The organism is Acidobacteriota bacterium (genome assembly GCA_004299485.1).
In the GTDB taxonomy this organism is placed as follows: domain Bacteria; phylum Acidobacteriota; class Terriglobia; order Terriglobales; family SCQP01; genus SCQP01.
Window position 1 is genome coordinate 321322 of the sequence record SCQP01000016.1, and the last position, 15989, is coordinate 337310.

A 15989-nucleotide genomic window follows, 5' to 3' on the forward strand; every position below is an offset into this window, starting at 1 on the left:
GCATGGCTGAGGATGCCTGGAATGCCCGCGATCCCCAGCGCGCTGCGCTCGGCTATTCGGCCGACAGCCGCTGGCGCAACCGCAACGACTTCGTCCGCGGCCGTGATCAGATTGTGGCGTTCCTGAAGCAGAAATGGGCGCGCGAGCTCGAATACCGTTTAATCAAGGAGCTCTGGGCGTTCGAGGGCAACCGCATCGCCGTGCGCTATGCCTATGAAAGCCACGATAGCCAGGGGCAGTGGTGGCGCTCCTACGGCAACGAGAACTGGGAATTTGATGGGGAAGGGCTGTGCGCGCTGCGCTATTCCAGCATTAACGACCTGGCCCTCAAGGAAAGTGAGCGCCTTTATCATTGGCCGCTCGGCCCGCGCCCGCTGGACCACCCCGGCCTCACCGAACTCGGTTTGTAAGAGGTGGTGCGCCCTGAGAGACTCGAACTCCCGGCCTTCTGGTTCGTAGCCAGACGCTCTGATCCAACTGAGCTAAGGGCGCACGCGAATACTTGATGGTAGCACGGGTGGCCTCGGCGACAACGGCGGCGTAATCCGGAGCATCGTTACGCGTATGGCAGAGGCGGCTCCCATTCCAGAGCGGTTGCAAAAGGCGCTCGACAGGGTGCTGTACGCCCGCGGTAGCCCGGTCGCGCAAGCCATGAGGAACTTTCTGAATGGGACGTGGTTGGGGGAGCCGCTCCACGTCGTGCTGACGGATATCCCGATCGGACTATGGAGTGGTGCAGCGGTGTTCGATGCCCTGGCGCTGGCCGGCGACAGCACGTGGCTTGCTCATGCCGCGGATGCGGCCATCACCCTCGGTCTGGCGGGCGCGCTGGCGGCGGCAGCGGCGGGAGTAACGGATTGGTCGGATGTGGATCCTCCGGCGCGGAGAACCGGATTGTTCCACGGACTCCTGAACCTGGGCGCCATCGGGATATTCACCACCTCGCTCGTACTGCGCAGGAAGGGGGCACGAACGAGCGGCAGGATCGCTTCCTTGCTGGGGCTCGCCATAATGGGCTGCGCTGCCCGGCTCGGCGGGCAGATGGTGTACCAGCAACGCGTGGGAGTGGACCGCAGCGCAGGTGCGGAATATCCGAGCGAGTTTACCGCCATTATGGCGGCCGAGGCTTTGCCTGCGGGAAAACTGACCCGCGCGTATTACAACTGCACCCCGATTGTGCTGGTTCGGCGCGGCGAGCAGATTTTTGCGTTGGCGGAAACCTGTTCCCATTTTGGCGGCCCGCTGGCGGAGGGTAAGCTGCTGGAGGATAGCGTAGTGTGTCCTTACCACTTCTCGCGCTTTGCCCTGAAGGATGGCCGGGTGCTGAACGGACCGGCGGTGCATCCCCAACCCTGCTTCGAAGTCCGCACTCGCAAAGGACAAATCGAAATTCGCCTGCCGGGGCACAGAGCCTGTTAGCATCCAATTGGAGGCCTTCCGCGGAAGGGGTTTTGTTGTTTGCCTTTCTCAATTGCGAAACCGAAGGAGGACGGCGGCAGGAACGCAACGGAAGGAAACTCGAGGTGCAGGCGTGCGTGTGGCGGGCTGGACAGCGGTGCGAGGTTCTTGCCGTCTCCCTCGCTTTACGGCGCCCCCGGGGCCGGTAAAATCGGCCGCCAGAACAACCCGGGGAGCCGACAGAGCAGCCCGCCCACCGGCGATAGCTCACACGTCCAGACCGATAATGCGCATGAGGGCCAGGGCGTTGCTTTTCTGCACGACGCCGGGGCGGAGTTTGTGGTCGAAGCTGACGTCGTCGCCTTCGATCTGGTCTTCAAAGTGCATGTTGCGGACGGCAACGCCGCCTTCGGCGGCGACCGCGGTCAGGGCCAGATCGTGGGTGGTGATCATGCCCAGAGCGGGACGGGCCAGCAGCGCCCGCAACAGGCCCTGAGCGCCTACGACGCGGTCGTGGGAGTTGGTGCCCTCCAGCAACTCATCGAACAGAAACAGGAGCGGCAGGCCGGCTTGGGTCAACTCGAAGACCTGGCGAAGGCGCAGAATTTCGGCGTAGAAGCCGGAGCGGCCTAGTTGCAGCGAATCGGCGGTGCGCAGGCGGGTGCCCAGCGCCAGGGGGCTGAGCTGGAGGCGGCGGGCGCGGACGGGCGCGCCCATCTGTGCAAGCACGGCGTTGATACCCACGGTGCGCAGGAGCGTGCTCTTGCCGGACATGTTGGAGCCGGAGATCAGCAGCACGCGGGTGGAATCGTCGAGCGTGACCGAATTGCGGACGCAGGTGGCCTGCGGCAGCAAGGGATGACCGAGCTCTTCCCCGAGGAAATGCGGCGCGCCGGATTCATCGAGCTCGGGAAAGGGATCGCCGGGATGTTCGTAGGCGTAGCAGGCGAGCGAGAGCACCGCCTCGAATTGCGCCACCGCATCCAGCCACTGCGCGACCTGAGCGCCATAACGGCGGCGCCAGGCCTCGGCGGCGTAGGCCAAATGCACGCTGTAAAGAAGCGTGAAATCGAGGCCTTTGCCCAACAGGCTGTCTTTGGCTTCCATCCAGTCGGAAAGATGCGCGAGTTGGCGCAGAGCCGCAGCAGCGCCGGGGAGCGGCTGCGGCAGGCGCTCGACGACGCCGGCAAATAAGCTCAGCCCGGCGCCATCGGCGCCGCGATTGGCGAGAACGGGATCGAGCTGAGAGCCGAGGCGGAAGAGGACCAGAACCTCGGCGAGGACGAGCAGAAACAGCCAGGCAAACTGGCCGGTGAGGATGGCGTAGACGAGCAGGAGGATGGCGCCGGCGGCGAGCGCGGCAAAAATCCAGCGCAGCCAGAGGCGGCGGAAACTGGGCGCGGCCTCGGCCCAGGCGCGCAGGCGGCTGGGGTTGACGCTCTGGTTCAGGTCCTCGCCCAGGGCAGCGATGGTTTCGCGCAGCTCGACCTGAGGGCGCAGCGCATCGACCTGAGCCTGGCGCCGGCGCACGGCGGCGGGCGCGGCGGGCGCGAGTAGCCAGCCAGCCAGGCATTCCTGGCCCATGGAGGTGCGGGCGGTTGAGAGGAGTTCGAACAGACCGCCGGCGCCAAAAAGATCGAGATCGGAGGCGTAGGCGTGCTGGGGATCGCGGAAGCGCTCGCCGGCATCGCCACTGCCGCTCCAGCGATCCTCCAGACGCGCCAGGCCGCGCTCGTAATAGCTGGCAAGGCGCTCGGCGCGGCGGCGGGAGCGGATGACGCGGTCGTGCCACCAGAACAGGAAAATGAGCAGCGCCAGCGGCAGCCAGAGCCAGGCGCCGGCGAACAGATGGCGGATGAGTGACAACCAGGCGAGGATGAGCCAGCCGGCTACCGTCGCCAGCTTGGCCAGGCCAAGGCGGAGATCGAGGCGCTGGCCCTCCGCCCGCCGGCGGCGCTGTTGTTCGAGGCGGCGCGCGTATTCAGCAGCGGCGCCCACGGCGGCGGGAGCGCTAGCCAGCCACGGCCTCCGGCTGTTCCCAGCGCGGGCGGCGGGGGGCGCGGGAGAGGGCGCCGGCAATCAACGAGGCGGCACGTTCCAGCAAGGCCTGATCGTGCTCGTTGAAGGCGTTGGGGTGGTCGCTATCGATATCGATTTCGCCCAGCACCCGGCCCTGATCCAGAATCGGCACCACAATTTCGGAGCGCGTGGCCACCGAACAAGCCAAATAGCGCTGGTCGGCGTGCACGTCGGGCACGATGATGGGAGCGCGCTGCTTGGCTGCGGCGCCACAGATGCCCTCGCCGACGGGAATGCGCACGTGCGGCGAGGGGGCGCCCGCGAAAGGACCCAGGCGCAACTCGCCGCCTTCCAGCAGGTAGATGCCCACCCAGTGATAATGCGGCACGCGGGCCTTGAACATGCCGACCAGCACGCGCAGGAGGCCGGCGGCGTCGCTCTCCTCGGCGACCCGCTCCAGATCGTCGGAAAGAGCCTCGACGCGGTCCAGATCCATCGCCAGGGCGACGTGGGGAGCAGAAGCAGATTCGGAGGCGGCCATGCCCTCCATCATAAGGCAGGGGACAGGGGACAGGGCTCAGGGGCCAGGGCTGGCATTCCCGCAGAGAATGTGGTAGCCTAGGAATGGCGCATGTGCCGCAGTCCGCTTTTGCCATGCGCGATTCGAAACCGCCGCACCGGACCCAACTCTTTGTTAGTGCGCAGCGCCGTTGCCAGTTCAGGCAATACAGGACGTACGCTTCGGCGCCAGGGCCGGTCGCAGGCCTAAAAAACTGTGAACGAAGAAAAACTCAAAATTGCAGTCTTCATTGACTTCGACAACATCCAGATCGGGGTGCGCAGCACGCTCAACCGCGACTTCGACCTGGCGCTGGTGCTGGAAGCGCTCAAGGAGCGCGGCGAAGTCGTAACCAAAATCGCTTATGGCAACTGGAAGCGGGCGGGCGAGCTGACCCGGACGCTGACCCAAAACGCCGTTCTGATGGTGCAACGCGACCTCACGCCGCGCGGCGACAAGAACGGCGCCGATATCAACCTGGCGCTGGACGCCCTGGAAATGGCCATCAACCATCCCCACATCAACGCCTTTGTGGTGGTGGGCGGCGACAGCGACTTCATTGCGCTCGTCGAAAAACTGAAACAGTACAACAAGGCCGTGTTCGTGGTGGGCGGCCGCAGCTTCACCAGCAGCATTCTGCAGCGCAACTGCCGCGAATTCCTCGCCTATGAAAATCTGGTCGAAGCGACCTCGCCCGCCGAACGCCGGCGGGACGATAGCACGCGGCGGCGGGCGGTGTACACGCTGGAGCGCGCCGTGCCGCTGGTCTATCGCGGCCTCAAGGTGCTGGCCGACCGCGAAGTGCAGGCGCAGCTCGGATTGCTGAAGAGCACGTTGATCCAGTTGGATTCGACCTTCAATGAACGCGACTACGGCTCCAGCTCCTTCCGCGTGTTCATGCAGAAGATGGCCGAAGCCGGCCTGGTGAACCTGCGCCAGCAGGGCAACAGCTTCGTGGTTGAGCCGCTGGAGCGCGAGCCGGTAGCGGCCAGCGAACCCGCGATCAGCGAGGGTGAAGTCCGGCCGGAGGGGATGGAAGAGGAAATGGACGAAGCCCCGGCCGCGGCGCCGCGCTATGAAAGCGCGCCGCCGGCCGCGGCCGCGCCCAGCCGGCCGCCGGAAGAGGCGCTGGATCTGTTGCAACGCATTCTGGCGCCGCTGCAGGGCACCAATCCGCGGCCGCTCTATTTGCGCAACGTGAAGCAATTGCTGCGGGCGGAAGAGCCGAATTTCGATGAACAGCAGTTCGGATTTGGCTCGATCGTGGATTTGCTGCGCGCCGGCCAGAATCAAAACTGGCTGCGGCTGCAGCGTGATCGCCGGGGCGCGCTGCGGGTATTCATTCCGCCCACCGGCAATGGTGCGCCCGCCAGCGCCTCGCCCGGCAACGTGGGCAGCGCGGAAGAGGGCAGCGGCGAGGCACGCGACATCGGCAATGGTGCCGAGGCAGGACCAGAAGTGCCCGCCACGGACGGGGACCAACAGCCGGTATTTCAAGGCGAAGCGGCGGTCAGTGCCGTAGAGGGTAACGGCAACATCGCGGAAGGCCCCGCGGCCGTGGTGGCGGTCGCAGAAGTGGATCCCGAGGATTCGCAAATCGCCGTGCTCGGCTACTACAGCGGAATCCATGGCGAGCAAACCGAGGAAGCCCCGCTCAGCCTGGCCGCCGCAGTGGCGGATGGCGGCGGGCGGAAGAAGCGCGGCGGCCGCAAGCCGAAGGGCGAAGGCGGCGCGGGCCCGCGGCGGCGGAAACCCAAGCGCTAGGCTAGAGAATTCGGTCGGAGCTGCAGCACAAGGCCGTCCCGCCGAGCGGGACGGCCTTGTTGCTGTTGCAGCCTGGGCTTTGCTTCATCGCGGGCGCCCAGCGCGGCTGTCCCGCCGCGCGGCCCGCTCCCAAAGGCCGCCAAGCCGCTCCGCCGGCGGTAGCTTGGAGGAGCCCTGAGCGCCAACAGGCGGACCCTGCCGGCAATCGAAGCCCGCACCCCCAGCGACCATCGGGAGCGACCCGGGCAAAAAGTGGCGAGCCCCCGGGGGCCCCTTGCCCCGGCTTCGCTTCAGCAAAAAAAATGGCCGTCCCGCCGAGCGGGACGGCCTTGTTGCTGTTGCAGCCTAGCGAATCTTTACAGACCCGAGGGGCTGACGACGCAGTTGGAGCACTTGGTCGCTTCGTGAACGACAATGCCCGTCACGACAGCCGCCCCCGCCGCGATACCAATCGCGACCGGAACCGCCATCGAGGCGCCACCGCCGCCAGCGGCGGCCGGCGCAGCTTGCGCGTCACTGAAAGACACCGCGCTGCCAGCCTTGACCGTGTAGCTGCTGTGGGCAGACTTCACGGCAACCGAGCCGGCAACGGCCTCAACGTACACTTTCCCCGAAAGGTCATAGACGTTGAAACGCGACTGCGAGGTGGTGGGAACCACGGTGCGGGTGTTGAGGGCGACCGGCAGCATGCCGGCAACCTTCACCAGACCGTTGGTCAAACGGATTTGGGTAGCGCCATTGACGCTTTCCATCCGGAAATTGGTATTAGACGCGGCGATCATGGAACCGCCAGGGAGCACCATGCGGGCGCTTCCAGCGGCACTCGTCGAAACAATATCACCGGCTACAATGGCCGAACCCGCGGCGACAGGTTGGCCATTAACAGCCACCGTGCCTGCCATCGGACTCAGAATCGCACCGGTGGTTCCGAACAGGGGCAGGCACGCAACAGCGGCGGCCAGTCCCATCGTCGCCAAGAACGAACGGCGAATGTTCATCGAAACCTCCTTACATCTGCGGGCAGAAGCAACAGCACTACCGCGTACAGTTGTACCATCGGAGCCAGCCGCTTGCAAGTTTATTCTTGTGAGTCGGGCCCACAAATAGAGGAAATTAAAGTGACTGTTGGGGTTATGCCCAACATATGGTGCTTCTGGCAAGAAGAGGCACTACAACTAGGTATCCCCTGGGGTAGGCGGAACAGTTGGACGGGTGGACGTGTACAATCGCAGCAGCACCGGGGTGACCATGGACACAGCCAAATACTTCCCTGCTGTGATTACCGCCCGCCACGACTTGAGCGGCGATTTGTGGACGGTGCGGCTGCGGCTGCCGCAGCCGTTTCCGTTCCGCCCGGGCCAGTACGCGACCTTGGCGGTGGAAGATGAAAACGGAATCCATGAGCGGCCGTACTCGGTCGTCTCCAGCCCCCTGGAAGAAGAAATGGAGCTGTTCTTCGAGCTGGTGCCCCACGGTGAGCTGACGCCGCTGCTCTACCGGCTGCAGGTGGGCGACACCGTGCATGTACGGCGCTCCGCCAAGGGTCTGTTTCAACTGGACCGCAAACGCGGCCACGCGCAGCACCTGATGGTGGCCACGGTCACCGGCATCGCGCCCTTCGTGAGCATGTTGCGAAGCTGGGCACGGGATGCCGCCTGGGCGCCCGAGGGCACGCGCATGGTGCTGATTCAGGCGGGCAGCCGCTCGTGGGAGTTCGGCTACGCGGAGGAGCTGCAGCAATTGGCAGCGCGGCTGCCGAATGTGGGCGTGACGCTGGCGATTTCGCGACCGTGGGAAGATCCGGCGTGGGCAGGCGAGCGCGGACGCGCCGAAGATCTCGTGCGCAAATACGCGGACGCGGCGGGCTTTGCCGCGGGTCACACGGCGGCGTATCTGTGCGGGCACCCCCAAATGATCGAGAACACCAAGGGGATTCTGACGCGCTGCGGTTACCCCAAGGCGGATCTGCACGAAGAGGTGTACTTCATTCTGCCGAAGGTGGCGGCGGGAGCCTAAGTGGCTCGCCACTTTTTGCCCTGGTCGCTCCCGTTGGTCGCATAGATCAACGGACAAGCCAAGCCGCGGCGGCCTGCGCATCAGCGGGAGTGGCCTGAGCCGGTAAGCGGGCGGCGGGGAGTTCGGCACCGGCGAGTAGCGGGCCCGCCCAAGGCACCTTCAGCGTCAGCAATGCGGCGGCAAATTCATCGCGCGCCAATTGGGGAATAAAGAGAACGGGCGCAGCCGCGCCGGTATGGCGGCGGATTTCGGCCAGCAGGGCGGCGGCCTGGAGCCCGCCGTCGCGGAAGAACAGGGGACTGTAAAGCGAGATCGGCTGCACCGGCGCGCGCGCGGCTAAGGTGGCAAGAAACGCGGGCGCGGGCGGGCGGCGGGTGACCGCGCTACCCAGAAAGCTGACTACCGCGGCCACCGCCGGCTGCGCCTGCAGACGGGCAAATTCCGCAACGGCACCGCACAGTTGCTCCGCGGCCAGTGACACGTTTCCGGCCGGCGGCATTTCCCACCAGGCAAAGCATTCCGAGGGCGTTTCCGGATGGCCTCCCAGCCAGAGCTCGGTACAGACCTGCCGGTTTCGTGGTTCCAGCAGTTGCCAGGCCGCAGTCGCGGGTGCGGTGTCATCCAAAAGCACGCCGTCGGCCCGGCGATCCAAGGCCGCTAATACCGCGCGCAGTGAGGGAGATTGCAGCGCCGCGGCGGCTTCGGCAGGCGTCGCGCCGGCACCCTGGCGGCGCTCCAGCCAGAGTCGGCGCCAGCGCTCGCGCTCGCGCTCGTCGCCGGGCACGGCGGGGCTGAGGACCTCGACGGACGCCGCGGCCAGCAGCGGGCGCAGAGATTCGGGCGCGGCGAGGCGGAAGGGAGCCACGAAGGCGAGTGTACAACAGCCGCAGCTCCGGAACTCCGCAGAGTGGCTCGCCACTATTTGCCCGGGTCGCTCCCGTTGGTCGCTTGGAGTGCGGGCTTCGATTCCCGGCAGGGTCCGCCCGCTGGCGCTCCGGGCTCCTCCAAGCTGCCTCCCTTAGACTACAGTCAGGCAGGGGGCATCCGGGCGTGCGGGTTCGACACGGCCGATGCAGACGCCGGGAAAGCCGGGGGCGGCCGCGGCCGGAAGACTGACCAGCAGGCCGCCGCTGGTTTGCGGATCGAAGAGAAGCGCTTGCAGGTCGTCCGGGATCGCACCGGTGAACTCTACGTCGGGGGATACAAAAGCCTGGTTGTTGTGCAGGCCCTGCGACTGGCACGTGAGAGCGCAGGCGCGGGCGCCAGGCAGCAAGGGCACGGCCGCCGCCTCCAGGCGCAGATGCACGCCGCTGGCGCGCGCCATCTCGCGGGCGTGGCCGAGCAGGCCGAAGCCGGTGACATCGGTGGCCGCGTGCGCGCCGGCGGCCAGAGCGGCAGCGGCGGCCTCTCGATTGAGCGTGCGCATGGAGCGGACGGCGGCCGCAAAATCAGCGGGGTCGAGGGGCTCACCGCGCTTGAGCGCAGTCGTGAGCACGCCGGTGCCGATGGATTTCGTCAGACACAACTGATCGCCGGCGCGGGCGCCACTGTTGCGCAGCACGCGCGTGGCATCGATCAGGCCGGTGACGCTGTAGCCGAATTTCAGCTCGTCGTCGCGCAGGCTGTGGCCGCCGCCGAGCGCGCAGCGCGCCTCGGCGAGGATTTCCAGACCGCCTTCGAGGATGCGCTGCAGCAGTTCGGTGCCCTCGCCGGGCGGATAGGCCAGAATGGACAGCGCCAGGACGGGACGCCCGCCCATGGCATAAACATCGCTGAGGGCGTTGGCGGCGGCGATGGCGCCGAAGTCGCCAGGATCATCCACGATGGGCGTGAAGAAATCGAGGGTCTGGACCAGGGCGGAGTTGGCCGGGGCCGAGGGCGGCAGGCGATAGACGGCAGCGTCTTCGGCGCCCTCAAAACCTACCAGCAAATTGGGGTCGTGAAAGCCGTGCAATCCCGGCAGGACGGCCTCCAGCATCTGCGGGCTGAGCTTGGCGGCGCAGCCGCAGGCGCGCGCCAGTTCGGTCAAACGCCGCATGTATCGATTATCCTCTGTGGCAGGCGCGTTTGCTAAACTGAAATGGCCCCGAGCGATGCCGACCCCGCCCAAACCAATCCGCAAAGCCGTGTTTCCCGCCGCCGGGCTGGGAACGCGCTTTCTGCCGGCCACCAAGGCGCAGCCCAAAGAGATGCTGGCGCTGGTCGACAAGCCCATCATTCAATACGGCGTCGAAGAAGCGCTGGACAGCGGCATCGACGAAATTGTGATCATCACCGGCCGGGGTAAGAACTCGATTGAGGATCACTTCGACGTCAGCTTCGAGCTGGAACGGATGCTGGAGGAGAAGGGCAAAACCGACCTGCTGGCGGTGGTGCGGGAAGTGAGCGACATGATCCATGTCGCCTACGTACGGCAAAAGGAGGCGCTCGGCCTGGGGCACGCCGTGCTGGCCGCGGAAAACCTGGTAGGCGAGGAACCGTTCGCGGTACTGCTGGCCGACGATGTGATTGATGCGCAAGTGCCGGTGATGCGGCAGATGCTGGACGTGTATGAAGCCACGGGCGCCAGCGTGGTGGCGGTGGAAAAAATTGCGGGCGAAGCGATTTCCAGTTACGGCGTCGTCAAGCCCGCGCCGGCCACCGACCGGCTACGGCCGGATCAGTTTCTGGGGCCGGTGGTGCGGGTGGCGGATGTAATGGAGAAGCCCCGGCTGGCGCAGGCGCCTTCGGATTTAGCGGTGGTGGGACGGTATCTGCTGACGCCGGGCATTTTCAAGCATCTGCGGCGGCAGCAACGCGGGGCCGGAGGGGAAATCCAGCTCACCGACGCCATGCGGGCGCTGGCGCAGGAAGAGCCCTTCTACGCCTACCAGTTCCAGGGCCGGCGGCACGACACCGGCGACAAGCTCGGCTTCTTGCAGGCGACCGTGGAGCTGGCGCTGAAGCGCGAGGATCTGGGCGCCGCGTTCCGCCAGTACCTGCATGGCCTGCAGCTATAGGGTCTTGCCGCGGGCGTTTTTTGACGCCAGCCCGCTGCAGGTCGCCCCGGCGTTGCTGGGCAAACTCCTGATCCGGCGCCAGCAGGGCCGCGAGCGGCGCGTGCGGCTGGTGGAGACGGAAGCCTACCTGGGCAGCGGCGATGCAGCGGCGCATTCGGCCGTGGGGCGCACCGCGCGCAATGCGGTTTTATTCGGGCCACCCGGCCACCTCTACATCTACCTGATCTACGGGATGCATTTATGCCTCAACGTCTCGACGCTGCCGGATGGGCAGGCAGGCGGGGTGCTGTTCCGCGCGGCCGAAGAAGAGGGTGTGCCGCCACTGACGCTCTCCGGGCCGGGCCGGCTGGCACGGGCGCTGGACGTAACCCGGGCCAGCAACGGATGCGACCTGACGAAGAGGGGAGAGATTTTTCTGGCCGACGACGGCTTCCGGCCAGAGGAGATCATAGTGACGCCGCGCGTCGGCATCCGCAAAGCCGCGCTGCTGCCGAACCGGTTTCTGCTCCCGGGCCACGCTGCGGTGACACGGCCGCGCGGGCCGGTGCTGGAGACGCTGCGCGACAGTAGCTGACGCGCGGCCCTCCCAGCGTTCTTGCCGATTGCATCGGGTGGGGGCAAACAGCTATTCTGATTCTGCTTTATGGTTACTACCGCGCCATCACCCGAGCCATCACCCGAACTCGCCCGCGAGGGCTGGGACGAATTTCTCGAACTGGAAACCAGGATTCAGCAGGTCGCCGAGGCGCTGCAAAAGGCGCGTGCCGAACGCGATCGCGCGCTGGCGGAGCTGCGTGCGCTACAGGCGGCGCAGGACAAGCTGCGGCAGGGACAGACGCAGCAGGAACAGGAACTGGTGACGCTGCGCAAGGAACGGAACGAAGTGCGCCAGCGCCTGGGCCGGCTGAGCAAACTGCTCGAGGCCGTGGAGGGCTAGCGCAGGCCGCGCGATGACGGGCAAACTCAGCACGCGCGTCAGCATTTACGATCAGAACTACTCGATCGGCGGCGGCGACAGCGCCACCATTGAGCGTCTGGCCGAGCGCGTCGACACCAAGATGCGGCAGGTGGCCAAAGAAACGCACGTGGTCGACTCGTTGCGGGTGGCCGTGCTGGCAGCGATCAACTTCGCCGATGAGAACGAGGCGCTGCGCGGCGAGGTGGAAAAACTGCAACGCGAGGTGGGCGAGCGCGCGCGGGCGCTGACAGCGGATCTCGACCACCTGCTCGACCGGGCGGGGTAGGCGCGCCCATGCGTCTGCTGTTCATTGGAGATATCTATGGCCATGCCGGCCGGCGCGTAGTGCGGGATTATCTGGCCGATCTGGCGGCGCAACACCGGGCGGACGTGGTCATCGCCAACGGCGAGAACGCCGCCGGCGGGTTCGGGATTACGCCGCCGCTGGCACAGGAACTGCTGGGCTGCGGTATTGCAGTGCTGACCGGCGGCAACCACATCTGGGACAAGCGCGACATCGGACCGTGGTGGGAGAGCGCCAAGGATCAGCCCGAGCACGCCGCCCACCGGCTGCTGCGGCCGGCGAATTTTGGCGATGCCCTGCCAGGGCGCGGCCTGTTTCAGGGACAAACCGCCGGTGGCGAGCCCTTCGCGGTACTGAATTTGCAAGGGCGCGTCTTCATGACCCCGCTGGCCTGCCCGTTCCGCACCGCCGACGCACTGCTGGCGCAATTGCCGCCGGAGTGCCGCACCATCCTGGTGGATTTTCATGCCGAGGCGAGCAGCGAGAAACAGGCGCTGGGCTGGTATCTGGATGGCCGCGTAACCGCGGTGCTGGGCACGCACACGCATGTGCCGACGGCCGATGAGCGCATTTTGCCGCAGGGAACTGCCTTCCAGACCGATGTGGGCATGACCGGCGCCTACGAGGGCGTGATTGGATCGACCTTCGCCAGCGTGTTGCCCCGCCTGCTGCACGGCTACCCCGGCAAACTGGAGCAGGCCATAGAAGATGTCCGGCTGTGCGGCACTCTCATCGAAAGCCTGGAGGGCCGCGCCACCGCCATCGAGCGCGTCCAGTTGCGAATTGAGGAATAGACGCGCGCCTATGCGCGCATTTAAAAAATTTAATTGTGAACCCCCGAACGGGATGCTGGATCGAGTTGTCCGCTGAGATTCGGCCATATCGGGCCTTTGTGCCTGCGCCGCTTCCACCCGATCCACCGGTCAATGTTGGCCCACTTTTGCCGCTGCTAAGCCGTGCTGATCGAGCAATTGCTGCAACGCGTTCGTACGGAAGGCGATTGGGAGTCATGGCTCGAGTTCTTCCTTGCCGGAATCAGTGAGACGGCCGAGCAGGCCGCGGCGACCGCGGCTGCGATTCTGCAATTGCTCGAGGAAGATCGGGCAAAGCTTTCCGGCCTGGGGCGAACGCGGCTGTCTGCTCTACACGTACACTCGGCACTGCAAAAGGCACCGATCTTCTCGATTCCGGAAATTGAGCAGCGGACGGGTCTGGTCTACCCTACGGTGGCCCGCGCGGTTGCAAACATGACCCGGCTGGGGATGGTGCAGCGATTTGGAGACTCGAACATGCCCATGCTGTTTGCCTACCAGCAGTACCTCGATTTGCTGCAGGAGGGTACCGAGCCGCTGCCGCGCTGAGGGGGTCGGCTCAGTTGAGGTCGCGCCAGTTGGGACCGATGCCGACTTCAACCCGAAGGGGTACCGCGAGCGCGGCGACGCCTTCCATGGCGGCGCGGACCGCGCTTGCGAGAGCCTCGGCCTGGCGCTCGGGAACTTCCAGCACCAGCTCGTCGTGCACCTGCAGGAGCAAGCGCGCGTCATGCGCGGCCAGTTGCGGCTGCAGGCGGATCATGGCCAGCTTGATCAGATCCGCGGCGGTGCCTTGCAGGGGCGTGTTGATGGCGGTGCGCTCGGCAAAGCCGCGCAGCCCGGGATTGCGCGAGTCGAGATTGGGAATCGGCCGCACGCGTCCGAACAACGTGCGCACGCGGCCTTCCTGACGCGCCTGCGCCAGCGAGCGCTCGATGTAGGTTTTCACGCCCCCGTAGCGCTCGAAATAGCGCCGGATGAAGCCGGCGGCCTCTTTTTGCGGAATCCCCAACTGGCGCGACAGGCCGAAGGCGGAAAGACCGTAGACGATGCCGAAGTTGACCGCCTTGGCGCGGCGGCGGTGCTCGTCGGTCACGAGTAGCGGCGGCACGCCGAATACCTCGGCGGCCGTAAGGCGATGGATGTCGGTATCGCCGCGAAACGCCTGCAGCAGGAGCGGATCCTGACTGAAGTGCGCCAGCAGGCGCAGCTCAATCTGGGAGTAGTCGGCCGAAAGCAGAACATGACCAGGATCGGCCACGAAGGCGGCGCGGATTTGGCGGCCGATTTCACTGCGGATGGGGATGTTCTGCAGGTTGGGATTGATGGAGGCCAGGCGGCCCGTGGCGGAACCGGCAATCACAAAGGTGGTATGCAGGCGGCCGGTTTCGGGCCGGATGAGCGGCGGCAGAGCATCCACATACGTCGACTTCAGCTTGCTGAGCTGGCGATATTCGAGAATCGGGGGAATGACGGCGTGCTCGGCGAGCGTCTCGAGTACATCCACCGCGGTCGAAGGGGTCTTGGTTTTGCCGCGCTTGGCTGGCGCCGGCAACGCGAGCTTGCCGAACAGGACGTCGGCGAGCTGCTGGGGCGAATTGAGATTGAAGCGGCAGCCGGCGAGCTCGAACACCTGCTCCTGACAGGCGAGGGCGCGCTTCTCCAAGTCGAGCGAAAGCTGGCGCAGCGGCTCGGGGTCGAGCCGCACGCCGGCGGCTTCCATGGCCTCCAGTACGGGCACCAGCGGCAAATCGATGTCCCGATAGACCGGCCATTGGCCGGAGGTGCGCACGTGCGCCAGCAGCTCGGTGGAGGCGCGACCGGCGGTGAGCGCGGCCTGGCCGGCATCGGCAACCTCGGGCGGAAGCGCGAGACGGCGGGCGACGGCCTCCAGCGCGTAGCCGGACTGGGTGGGATCGTCGAGATAGGCGAGCAGGCCGACATCGGACACGCGGTCGGGATCCAGAGCCGGCCGGGACAGTTGCATCGCAGCCAGGCCCGCACGGATTTCGCGCGCATCAGCCCAGGCCCAGTGGCGCTGCGGGCTGTGCAAGGCATCCGCCAGCGCGGTGCGGCATTCGGCCACGATGGCGGCGGTCGCAAAACCGGATCGCGTGTCGCTCGTCGAACCCAGACCCAGGCTGCCATCGAGACCAACGGCCAAGCCGAGAGGCTCCGCGGACTTCAGCAGCGCTTCCAGATCGACAGCCGCATAAGCCTCGGAGACCGGCGGCGGCGCGAGGGGAACCGCGGGGAGAGCCTGCAACAGGTGATGAAATTCGAGTTCGGTGAAGAGCGCGCGGCAGCGGTCTTCATCGGGGGACTGCAGGCGCCAGGCATCGGGCTCATAGGCGACAGGGGCCTGCGTAGCGATGGTGGCCAGCTCCTGGCTCAGCAAAATCTGTTCGCGGTTGTTCTGGAGCGATTCGCGGTAGGTTTTGCGTTCGACCTCGGCGGCATGAGCGAGGGCGGCATCGAGGGAGCCGAAGCGGGCGATGATCTGTTGCGCGCCTTTTTCGCCGATGCCGGGTGCGCCGGGGATGTTGTCGACGGCGTCGCCGCGCAAGGCAAGGTAATCGGCGACCTGTTCGGGACGGACGCCGAACTTGGCGATGACCTGTTCGGCGTCGTACAAGGTGTTGCTGCTGGGATTGTAGACCTGCACGTGCGGGCCCACGAGCTGCAGCAGATCTTTGTCGCTGGAAACGACCACGACCTCATCGCCGGCGGCGGCGGCCTGGTGGGCGAGCGTGCCGATCACGTCATCGGCCTCAAAGCCCGCCAGCTCGAGGATGGGCACGCGATAAGCTTCCAGGGCGCGGCGGATATAGGGAATTTGGGGCGCTAGCGTCTCCGGGGCGGCGGCACGGTTGGCTTTGTAGGCGGCAAAGCGTTCATCCCGAAAGGTCGGCCCCGCGAGATCAAAAACGGCGGCCAGCGCCTGTGGCTGCTGCTCCTGGATCAACTTTCGCAGCATGTTCACAAAGCCGAGCACCGCCTGGGTGGGCACGCCGCGGGAATTGCTGAGCGGCGGCAAGGCGTGAAACGCCCGGAACACGTAGCCCATCGTGTCAATCAGGTAAAGCTGCCGGGGAGGAAATGTAGCTGAGGGCAAGACCAAATTCTAATGCAGTCGCGCCAGGGCGAACAGCGCGCCGGG

General features: G+C 66.1%; 15 protein-coding genes, 1 tRNA gene and 1 pseudogene. 10 read left to right on the forward strand and 7 right to left on the reverse strand.

The window, feature by feature from the left end; translation table 11 throughout:
* The first annotated feature begins 2 nt into the window (after positions 1-2).
* The gene (locus tag EPN33_12765) at positions 3-410 is read left to right on the forward strand and encodes a nuclear transport factor 2 family protein (GenBank protein TAN21565.1); all 408 of its coding nucleotides are present in this window, start codon (positions 3-5) and stop codon (positions 408-410) included.
* A 4-nt stretch (positions 411-414) separates the two neighbouring features.
* Here the strand turns inward: EPN33_12765 and EPN33_12770 are convergent.
* A tRNA-Arg gene (locus EPN33_12770) sits at positions 415-492 on the reverse strand.
* 72 nt (positions 493-564) lie between these two features.
* On the opposite strand from EPN33_12770, the gene EPN33_12775 reads away from it, so the two are divergent.
* Positions 565-1419, forward strand: a complete 855-nt coding sequence (locus EPN33_12775) for a DUF2231 domain-containing protein (protein TAN21484.1) — start codon at positions 565-567, stop codon at positions 1417-1419.
* A gap of 246 nt (positions 1420-1665) precedes the next feature.
* Here the strand turns inward: EPN33_12775 and EPN33_12780 are convergent, their stop codons facing one another.
* Both EPN33_12780 and EPN33_12785 read right to left on the reverse strand, forming a co-directional pair.
* Positions 1666-3396, reverse strand: coding sequence for a mismatch repair protein (locus tag EPN33_12780; GenBank protein TAN21485.1), 1731 nt, complete (start codon positions 3394-3396; stop codon positions 1666-1668).
* Positions 3397-3409: 13 nt separating this feature from the next.
* Complete coding sequence (locus EPN33_12785; GenBank protein TAN21566.1) at positions 3410-3913, reverse strand: GAF domain-containing protein; 504 nt, start codon at positions 3911-3913, stop codon at positions 3410-3412.
* A 279-nt stretch (positions 3914-4192) separates the two neighbouring features.
* Here EPN33_12785 and EPN33_12790 point away from each other — a divergent pair.
* Positions 4193-4894 (forward strand): annotated as a pseudogene (locus EPN33_12790) (NYN domain-containing protein).
* Positions 4895-6096: 1202 nt separating this feature from the next.
* Here EPN33_12790 and EPN33_12795 read toward each other — a convergent pair.
* A complete protein-coding gene (locus tag EPN33_12795; protein TAN21486.1) occupies positions 6097-6738 on the reverse strand; it encodes a hypothetical protein in 642 nt (213 codons plus the stop codon).
* Positions 6739-6988: 250 nt separating this feature from the next.
* On the opposite strand from EPN33_12795, the gene EPN33_12800 reads away from it, so the two are divergent.
* Positions 6989-7756, forward strand: a complete 768-nt coding sequence (locus EPN33_12800) for a ferredoxin--NADP reductase (GenBank protein ID TAN21487.1) — start codon at positions 6989-6991, stop codon at positions 7754-7756.
* Between the two features lie 46 nt (positions 7757-7802).
* Here EPN33_12800 and EPN33_12805 read toward each other — a convergent pair whose 3' ends face one another.
* Together EPN33_12805 and selD are read right to left on the reverse strand one after the other, a co-directional pair.
* A complete protein-coding gene (locus EPN33_12805; protein TAN21488.1) occupies positions 7803-8621 on the reverse strand; it encodes a hypothetical protein in 819 nt (272 codons plus the stop codon).
* A 153-nt stretch (positions 8622-8774) separates the two neighbouring features.
* A complete protein-coding gene (selD, locus tag EPN33_12810) occupies positions 8775-9794 on the reverse strand; it encodes a selenide, water dikinase SelD (protein ID TAN21489.1) in 1020 nt (339 codons plus the stop codon).
* A 55-nt stretch (positions 9795-9849) separates the two neighbouring features.
* Between selD and galU the strand changes: the two genes are divergently transcribed.
* From galU to EPN33_12840, 6 genes are all read left to right on the forward strand, one after another.
* On the forward strand, positions 9850-10755 hold the full coding sequence (gene galU, locus EPN33_12815) for a UTP--glucose-1-phosphate uridylyltransferase GalU (protein ID TAN21490.1): 906 nt from the start codon (positions 9850-9852) through the stop codon (positions 10753-10755).
* The gene (locus EPN33_12820) at positions 10739-11329 is read left to right on the forward strand and encodes a DNA-3-methyladenine glycosylase (protein TAN21491.1); all 591 of its coding nucleotides are present in this window, start codon (positions 10739-10741) and stop codon (positions 11327-11329) included. The genes galU and EPN33_12820 overlap by 17 nt, the downstream gene beginning before the upstream one ends.
* Positions 11330-11398: 69 nt before the next feature.
* Positions 11399-11692 (forward strand): hypothetical protein, encoded by a 294-nt coding sequence (locus tag EPN33_12825; GenBank protein TAN21492.1) that lies wholly within the window; start codon positions 11399-11401, stop codon positions 11690-11692.
* A 13-nt stretch (positions 11693-11705) separates the two neighbouring features.
* Complete coding sequence (locus EPN33_12830; GenBank protein TAN21493.1) at positions 11706-11999, forward strand: cell division protein ZapA; 294 nt, start codon at positions 11706-11708, stop codon at positions 11997-11999.
* Positions 12000-12007: 8 nt separating this feature from the next.
* Complete coding sequence (locus EPN33_12835; protein ID TAN21494.1) at positions 12008-12811, forward strand: YmdB family metallophosphoesterase; 804 nt, start codon at positions 12008-12010, stop codon at positions 12809-12811.
* A gap of 162 nt (positions 12812-12973) precedes the next feature.
* A complete protein-coding gene (locus EPN33_12840) occupies positions 12974-13378 on the forward strand; it encodes a MarR family transcriptional regulator (protein ID TAN21495.1) in 405 nt (134 codons plus the stop codon).
* 10 nt (positions 13379-13388) lie between these two features.
* On the opposite strand, the gene polA is transcribed toward EPN33_12840, so the two are convergent.
* Positions 13389-15896 (reverse strand): DNA polymerase I, encoded by a 2508-nt coding sequence (gene polA, locus EPN33_12845; protein TAN21567.1) that lies wholly within the window; start codon positions 15894-15896, stop codon positions 13389-13391.
* Positions 15897-15989: the final 93 nt, after the last annotated feature.

Bases quoted from the DNA above. Each gene is read 5' to 3' on its own strand.
- EPN33_12765 (TAN21565.1), top strand. From the start codon at position 3: ATGGCTGAGGATGCCTGGAATGCCCGCGATCCCCAGCGCGCTGCGCTC.
- EPN33_12775 (TAN21484.1), top strand. From the start codon at position 565: ATGGCAGAGGCGGCTCCCATTCCAGAGCGGTTGCAAAAGGCGCTCGAC.
- EPN33_12785 (TAN21566.1), bottom strand. From the start codon at position 3,913: ATGGATCTGGACCGCGTCGAGGCTCTTTCCGACGATCTGGAGCGGGTC.
- EPN33_12795 (TAN21486.1), bottom strand. From the start codon at position 6,738: ATGAACATTCGCCGTTCGTTCTTGGCGACGATGGGACTGGCCGCCGCT.
- EPN33_12800 (TAN21487.1), top strand. From the start codon at position 6,989: ATGGACACAGCCAAATACTTCCCTGCTGTGATTACCGCCCGCCACGAC.
- selD (TAN21489.1), bottom strand. From the start codon at position 9,794: ATGCGGCGTTTGACCGAACTGGCGCGCGCCTGCGGCTGCGCCGCCAAG.
- galU (TAN21490.1), top strand. From the start codon at position 9,850: ATGCCGACCCCGCCCAAACCAATCCGCAAAGCCGTGTTTCCCGCCGCC.
- EPN33_12820 (TAN21491.1), top strand. From the start codon at position 10,739: ATGGCCTGCAGCTATAGGGTCTTGCCGCGGGCGTTTTTTGACGCCAGC.
- EPN33_12825 (TAN21492.1), top strand. From the start codon at position 11,399: ATGGTTACTACCGCGCCATCACCCGAGCCATCACCCGAACTCGCCCGC.
- EPN33_12830 (TAN21493.1), top strand. From the start codon at position 11,706: ATGACGGGCAAACTCAGCACGCGCGTCAGCATTTACGATCAGAACTAC.
- EPN33_12835 (TAN21494.1), top strand. From the start codon at position 12,008: ATGCGTCTGCTGTTCATTGGAGATATCTATGGCCATGCCGGCCGGCGC.
- polA (TAN21567.1), bottom strand. From the start codon at position 15,896: ATGGGCTACGTGTTCCGGGCGTTTCACGCCTTGCCGCCGCTCAGCAAT.